The organism is Bradyrhizobium sp. IC4060 (assembly GCF_020193715.1).
In the GTDB taxonomy this organism is placed as follows: domain Bacteria; phylum Pseudomonadota; class Alphaproteobacteria; order Rhizobiales; family Xanthobacteraceae; genus Bradyrhizobium; species Bradyrhizobium yuanmingense.
Genome location: NZ_JADYVJ010000021.1, coordinates 61,969 through 68,967, shown reverse-complemented (window position 1 = coordinate 68,967; position 6,999 = coordinate 61,969). Strand labels below are relative to the sequence as shown.

6 protein-coding genes and 1 pseudogene are annotated in these 6,999 nt (G+C 57.3%); 4 read left to right on the top strand and 3 right to left on the bottom strand.

All coding sequences use genetic code 11. The features are described from left to right. The 4 genes from I6F16_RS34945 to I6F16_RS34930 form a co-directional block, all read left to right on the top strand. On the top strand, positions 1-114 hold a 114-nt coding region (locus I6F16_RS34945), incomplete at its 5' end, for a transposase domain-containing protein (protein ID WP_225174422.1). 242 nt (positions 115-356) lie between these two features. Then, entirely contained in the window at positions 357-2,057 is a 1,701-nt protein-coding gene (locus I6F16_RS34940) for a hypothetical protein (RefSeq protein WP_346656596.1), read from the top strand. After that, entirely contained in the window at positions 2,054-2,740 is a 687-nt protein-coding gene (locus tag I6F16_RS34935; RefSeq protein ID WP_036008303.1) for an HAD family hydrolase, read from the top strand. The genes I6F16_RS34940 and I6F16_RS34935 overlap by 4 nt, the downstream gene beginning before the upstream one ends. After that, a complete protein-coding gene (locus I6F16_RS34930; RefSeq protein ID WP_036008306.1) occupies positions 2,737-3,639 on the top strand; it encodes an NAD(P)-dependent oxidoreductase in 903 nt (300 codons plus the stop codon). The genes I6F16_RS34935 and I6F16_RS34930 overlap by 4 nt, the downstream gene beginning before the upstream one ends. Before the next feature lie 193 nt (positions 3,640-3,832). Here the strand turns inward: I6F16_RS34930 and I6F16_RS34925 are convergent. From I6F16_RS34925 to I6F16_RS34915, 3 genes and pseudogenes are all read right to left on the bottom strand, one after another. Next, positions 3,833-4,595: pseudogene (locus I6F16_RS34925) on the bottom strand (IS66 family transposase); the annotation flags it as partial. Between the two features lie 138 nt (positions 4,596-4,733). Further along, positions 4,734-4,946, bottom strand: a complete 213-nt coding sequence (locus tag I6F16_RS34920) for a transposase (protein ID WP_276573244.1) — start codon at positions 4,944-4,946, stop codon at positions 4,734-4,736. Between the two features lie 545 nt (positions 4,947-5,491). Then, positions 5,492-6,991 (bottom strand): CoA-acylating methylmalonate-semialdehyde dehydrogenase, encoded by a 1,500-nt coding sequence (locus I6F16_RS34915; RefSeq protein WP_225174449.1) that lies wholly within the window; start codon positions 6,989-6,991, stop codon positions 5,492-5,494. Positions 6,992-6,999: the final 8 nt, after the last annotated feature.

The window sequence follows — 6,999 nt, the reverse complement described above, 5'->3', positions numbered from 1 at the left end:
CTTGCCTATCTGACCGATGCCTTCACCAGGATCGTCAACGGCCATCCAAACAGCAACATCGATGAGCTGCTTCCGTGGGCTTATTGCCGTCACGACCTCAAAGCCGTGGCCTGAGAACGACGCTTACAAATCAGAAAGCCTCGGGCGGCTTGCACATGTCCGAGGAAACTGCCTGGCACCCGAGCTCGCGGCAGACTTTGTCTCTGGGCTCCGGAGGGCGCCGCCCTGCGTGGTGCTTTTCGTACGACCTTGTACCATCTCCGACAAAATGTCTGGACCTGAACGACCCATAGTAATCGTTGCCCGACTAAAATGGCACTTATCCCAATTCTTCGCGATCTCGAGGTGGCGAAGCAATGGTACGACGCTTGCTTAAGGATGAAGCGAAGTCCCGGCTTCATAAGCACATTAGGCATGGAAACGACCCGCCAGATCGGCTCCTTAAAAAATTGGGTGACTATATGTCCGGTGTCGCCGGTGCGTTTCTCTGCTCTTCAACCGAACCATCGCCGCGTGTTGTAAATCAGTTGAAGACTATGATTCCGACACTTGCACTCCGTGGGCAAGCAGGTGTCGTAGTCGCTGCTTTCATGCAAGAGCGTGGGATCCGATATGGAAGGGCATTTCAATCGGCCGATAATTCAGTACGCATTGACTGCATCGAACAAGATCCGCGCTTTCGGCCTCATGTTGCAATCGCGCAGATCCGTAGCAGATCCTGTGGATCTGGAGGTGATGGCGATATGCAGCCAATTCCCGCCGGTACAGGCATTAGCGGCTATTTTGCAATTTCTCTGGATGGTGCTTTTGTCAATGCTGATGAACTAAGGGACGAATTATTGGCGCACGAGCAACTGACAGACGCCAACACAGACTCCGATCTCTTGCTAAAGTGGATTGAACGCTTTTGTGAACGAGACTACTGGCGCCACGGTTTACCCGCAAACTACGAGGCCATCTTTCGCGAAATTGATGATCGTGTCGACGGCGCCATCAGCGCGCTCTTGATAGATAGGGACGGAAATCTTGTTGCATACCGCAGTCGAAGTGGTTTGCGACCATTGGAGACTATGCGCACGGACAACGGATTTTTGCTCTTTGCCTCTGAGAATTGTGCCTTCGCCGGCTTGAAAGGTAAGACCCAGCAGCTCTTGCCTGGGAGCATACAGCGTGTGGACGCGAAGACGGGCGACAGCGTTGACCATGCCCTGAACAGCCGACGATATAGGGCCAAACTCTGCGCCTACGAAACTCTTTATTTGGGAAGTCCGAACACGTCGGTCGAGGGCCATTCACATCTTCATACCCGTTACAGCATCGGGCTCGCCTTGGGGAGAATCGTTGCCGAGCGGGTTCAAGCAGAGCCACTCGTGACGCCGCCAATCGTGTCCTCCATGCCAAATACTGGGGGGCCGTACGCCGATGGTCTGTTTGACTCTCTCGCCGAACAGGGCGTGCTCGCCGAGCGTGATGACGTAGTTGCAACGCACTTTCTGGAGCGAACGCTCCTCGGCAGACCCAGGGGCCGGCAAGCTCGTATCGCTCAGAAGTATCGGGTGTCGGAACCTGCCGTCGCTAGACGGACCATAGTAGTCGTCGACGAGGCACTCATTCGAGGCGATACCAGCCAGGCCGTCACAACAATGCTCCTTGCCGCCGGAGCCAGAGCCGTACATTGGGCGATCGGTTCGCCACCTATAGTTGCTCCAAACTACTACGGCATGGGTATTGAAACGCTAGATGAGCTCGCATTCTGGCAGGCATTGAAGCGACTGCCGCCTGAACTGCGCGCCCAGTGCCTTCGCTTCCACAGGATGGACTTGCCAGTCCTCAGAACCATTGAAAGCAACATTGCGACAGCGATCCAAGCAGCGACAATAACTTATCTGCCCTTCCGCGCCCTAGTATCCGTACTGGCCGACAGGCTAGAGGGCATCGATTTGTCACCCTTCACGTTCGAGATGCCGACCCCCGCTGGACGGCAGCGCGCGGACAGAAGCTTGGAGACGTTGCTGGCCGCTCTTCCTGTTAATCCTTGTCTGGGGTCAGGATCATGAAACCCGCCCTCGTATTTGACTGGAACGGAACACTGCTCGATGACACGTACGCGCTGCTCGAAACGACCAATGTAATTTTGGGCCATTTTGGTCATCCGCGCATCGATATAGACACCTTTCGAGAGCATTGTGATGTCCCCCTCTCTCGTCTCTTTCGTAGCCTTGGAATGTCGCAGGAGGAGATTGCGGCAGTAGAGCGTGACGAGGGCGCACTGTTCCACGACACATACGAGCCTCTTGCGGAAAAAGCCGATTTACGTGAGGGGGCGCGCAGAGTGTTCGAGTTAGCGCGCCGGGAATCCGCTCTACTCATCATCGTTAGCAACCATATAGTCGTGCCTCTACAATCCCAGCTGAGGAGACTTGGAGTTGATAACTACATCACCGATGTGCTCGCCTTTGAAAGCCGCGCCACGCAGTACAAATCGATGAGCAAAGGAGAGCGGCTTCGCCTTTATATGCACAGGTACAACCTGAATCCGTCCTCAACCTTCATCATCGGCGATATGCCCGTCGAGACTGATATTGCGCGCAATCTCGGTCTGACAAGCATATCCATTACAGGTGGATTTGTTTCGGCGGCGCGCCTGGAAGCCGCGCGTCCAGATTACACCATCAACAACCATCACGAGCTATTGCCCATCCTACAAGGGCATGGCTTTTTTCGGAATGCTGAATCATGAGCAAGGGATCATCAGCATACGCCTCTCCCAATACGATCAAGCAGAGCATAGGCCTAATCGGAGCTGGGCGCATGGGAACAGGTATAGGCATCAGCCTATTACGTCGCCAATGCGAGCTCTATATCAAAGCCAACAAGAACCGGTGTGGTGCTGATCGTCTAACTCGTGCAGGGGCCCGCGAACATACTTCGATCGCTGAGTTGGCGCAGCATGTAGGCGTCGTCATTTTGTCCTTACCATCCAGCCGTGAAGTTGAGGCGGTGTGCCTGGAGCAAGATGGACTGTTTGTCCATATGTCCCAAGGCGGTTTGATAATCGATTGCACGACCTCTTACCCTGCTTCGACGATTGCATTGGCCAAAACAGCCGAAAAGCTAGGTCTAAGCTTTATTGATGCACCGGTAACACGGAGCCCCGAACAAGCGGAACTCGGCCTTCTCAACGCGATGGTTGGCTCGGATCCAAAGCTCTTTCCTATCGTTGAACGCATTCTCGCTGCATTTTGCGAGACCGTTATGCATGCTGGAGATGTTGGAGACGGCCACAAGCTCAAGCTTGTTTACAACAGCATGACTATGGGCATAGCTGCGGTCGCCGCCGAGGTCTGCCAATTTGCTAATAGTCTTGAGATGGATCTTGTAACCCTCCGCTCTTTGGTCGGACGCGGCTCCACAAACAGCGGGATATTCCAAGCTTTCGCGGCCTTTCTGCTGGGTGAGAAACCAGATGTATTGGCAATCTCTATTGCGAATTCTGCAAAGGATATTGAGTGTGCTGTGCGCCTAGCGCGGGAGAGTGCCGTTTCCGTGCCGGTGCTCGGCGCTGCCGCCGAGAAATTGAACCTCTCGGTTGCGGCGGGTAAAGGTGAACTGACCCTACCGCATTTGGCTCGATCGTAAACTCTTACGTAAGAGCGCGAGCAATGCTACTTTCTCACGTTGCGGGTTCGTGTGTCGTTGTGCGCAATTCCCAACCGTGAGCGATGATCTTGCAAAGCTTGAGCGTAAGCTTGAAAGCGGGGCGGTGGCATCATGGGTACGCATCCGGCGACGGCCCCCGGCTAGGCCGTTTTTGGCGGAAGGCTGATCGCACTTAAGCGGCGTGAGCGACGCTTTGAGGCTGCCACTTCCAAGGCAGCAGTTCGTCAATGCGCTTGGTAGGGTGATCCGGCAGGCGCGCCAAGCACATCGGCAAGCCAAGCCTGCGGGTCGATGTCATTGAATTTGGCGGTGGCGATGAGACTGTAGATGGCAGCCACACGCCGGCCGCCCTCATCGGACCCGGCGAAGGTCCAATTTTTTCGCCCCACGGCGACCACCCGTAGCTCACGCTCAGTAGCATTGTTCGTCATGCAAAGCCGTCCGTCATCAAGGAAGCGGCCAAATGCATCCAAGCGGTTGAGACAGTATTTGATCGCTTTGGTCGTATCGTTGTTCCTGGAGAGCTTGGCGCGCTGCTCGCGCAACCACGACTCCAGCTCGACGATCAGGGGCCGGCTACGCTCCTGGCGCACACGCAAACGCTCCTGCGCAGTAAAACCATTGATTTCGCGCTTGATGGCGAACGGAATATCGATGCGCTTGACCGCCTCGGCCGCGATCGGCGCCTTGCCGAGCCGCGCGAGACCAAAGAACTTGCGTCTGCCGTGCGCCCAGCACGCGGCCTCGATGGTCGGGCCGCCCTTGCGATTGGCCTCGTAGAGCCTGCCAAAGCCGGCGTAGGCGTCGGCCTGCATCAGTCCGGCATAGCCTGCCAGATGCTGCTCCGGATGCGCACCGCCACGGTCGGGCGAGTAGAAGAACATTGCCGCCGGCGGGTCTGGGCCGGCAAACGGACGTTCGTCGCGCACGTAGGTCAGAGCCGGCCGGTTCGGGTCAACGCTCACGACCGCGCCTCTTAAGCGAAGCCGCTTGAAGTGATTTAAGACCTACTCCTGAAAGTCGATCCCGAGGGGCCTACCCTCATCGCTGCCACAGCTTGTGCAGACAGATTTTCAGATTATTTCGATCATCCTTTCCGTGTGCTCCTGCAGCACACTGTCGTCCGCGTGGATGCGCTCGGCTGCGAAGACATGGCTCCGGATCGCGTCGACCAGAGGCATCAGGGTTACCGCGGAGGCACCTACCCAGTCCGCGAGCGTCGATACGTCGAGATCGATGCCTTCACGCTGGTAGACGTCGCCCTGACGATGAAGCGGCAGGTGCAGGCCGTACTTGGGGCACCATCTAAGCTGTTGATAATTCTCGATGTAACAGTCATTCCCGCTCCTTTTTTTTCCAGTGTTCGGGGCTGCGCGCCGCTATGGCTTATGTGTCAGGGGTTCGAGCCAGTGGAATCGCGTTTCCCGTGGCGCATGTTTGTCGTCACGTTCGTGTAGCCAGCCGCAATCGCGGAGACTATCTCCACTGGCTGCGCAGCTTCTATTCGGAAAGCACCGGGCGCGTCGCGCGTCGGCCGACCGTTGCGCTCCGAACGCAAGGTCACACGTTCGAACCGGTGTCGGGTGCGCCAATTCCCTAGGTTGTACAATGCGATATCGCGCCGGTACCGAAACTTCAGCTTCGCCATATTCGAGCGAGCAAGCAATCTGGAGAAGAATCGCACTCCTGTCCGCACTGCGCTTGCACAACTGTCTGCGCAGACTCGATCATTTCTCTAAGACTGCGGCCAATGAAATGGCCCGAAAAAGAAACGAGGGCCGAGGGCCCTCGCAGTTTGGGAGAAAGAGAAACATGCAGCTTCGAGACGCCGTCATGACATGGTTGGCATGACAAATTCAGCACCTGCTCGTATTCCTGTCGGCCAGCGGCTGGTCACGGTCTTCATTCGCGTATTGAAGCGGACGCCTTCAGGGCCGTGCATGTGGTGGTCGCCGAAGATCGATGCTTTCCATCCACCGAAGGAGTGAAAGGCCATCGGCACCGGAATCGGAACGTTGATGCCGACCATTCCGACCTTAATCTGATGGGCGAATTCACGCGCGGCATCACCATCACGTGTGAAGATGGCGGTGCCATTGCCGAATTCGTGTTCATTGATCATGCGCGCGGCTGTCGTGTAGTCCGGCGCTCGAAGGACTGACAGCACCGGTCCGAAGATCTCTTCCTTGTAGATCTTCATGTTCGGCTTGACATGGTCGAACAGGGTACCGCCCACGAAGAAACCATTCTCATAGCCCTGCATCCTGAACTTGCGTCCGTCGACCAGCAACTTTGCACCCTCGGCGACACCGGCATCGATATAGCTCCTTACCTTCTCCAGGTGCTGCCTCGTGACGAGAGGCCCCATCTCCGCTTCGCGGTCGGTACCCGGCCCGACCTTCAGGCCTCGGACCTTGGGTTCGAGCGCAGAGATCAGCTTATCCGCCGTCCCCTCGCCGATCGGCACGGCAACCGAGATCGCCATGCAGCGTTCGCCGGCGGAACCGTAGGCGGCCCCCATCAACGCATCCACCGCCTGATCCATGTCGGCATCGGGCATCACGATCATGTGGTTCTTGGCGCCACCCAGCGCCTGGCAGCGCTTCCCGGTGTTCGCGGCCGTCGAATAGATGTACTGCGCGATAGGCGTGGAGCCCACGAAGCTGATCGCCGAAATATCTGGGTGATGCAGCAGCGCATCGACAGCTTCCTTGTCGCCTTGCACCACGTTGAACACACCGTCCGGCAGACCGGCTTCCTTCAGCCACTCCGCGATGATGAGCGACGCCGATGGGTCGCGCTCAGACGGCTTCAGAATGAACGCATTTCCGCAGGCGAGAGCCACCGGGAACATCCACATCGGAACCATGACCGGGAAATTGAAAGGCGTGATTCCGGCGACAACACCGAGCGGCTGGCGAGTAGAATAGCTGTCGACGCGGGTACCGACATTCTCGGTGAGTTCGCCCTTGAGGAGCTGCGGAGCGGCCGTGGCAAACTCGACCACCTCCATTCCGCGCTGAACTTCCCCGAGAGCGTCAGAGTGAACCTTGCCGTGCTCGGAGACGATTACGTCGGCAAGCTGATCTGCGCGATCCTCGACGATCCGCAGAAAGCGATTGAGGACGCGTGCACGCCGAAGAGGCGTCGTGTCGGCCCAACCCTGCGCCGCCCTCTTCGCGGCGGATACCGCGTCCGCCACCACGGCCGCGTTGGCGGCCACAACACGGCCCGTCTGCTCACCCGTTGCCGGGTTGAAGACGGGCAAACTGCGTTCAGTGCCGCTCGGGACCTGCTTGCCATCGATGAAATGATTGATCTGCGTGACCACGAACGTCT

Excerpts from the sequence above, each read along its gene's own strand:
- I6F16_RS34935 (WP_036008303.1), top strand. The coding sequence starts at position 2,054 with ATGAAACCCGCCCTCGTATTTGACTGGAACGGAACACTGCTCGATGAC.
- I6F16_RS34930 (WP_036008306.1), top strand. The coding sequence starts at position 2,737 with ATGAGCAAGGGATCATCAGCATACGCCTCTCCCAATACGATCAAGCAG.
- I6F16_RS34940 (WP_346656596.1), top strand. The coding sequence starts at position 357 with ATGGTACGACGCTTGCTTAAGGATGAAGCGAAGTCCCGGCTTCATAAG.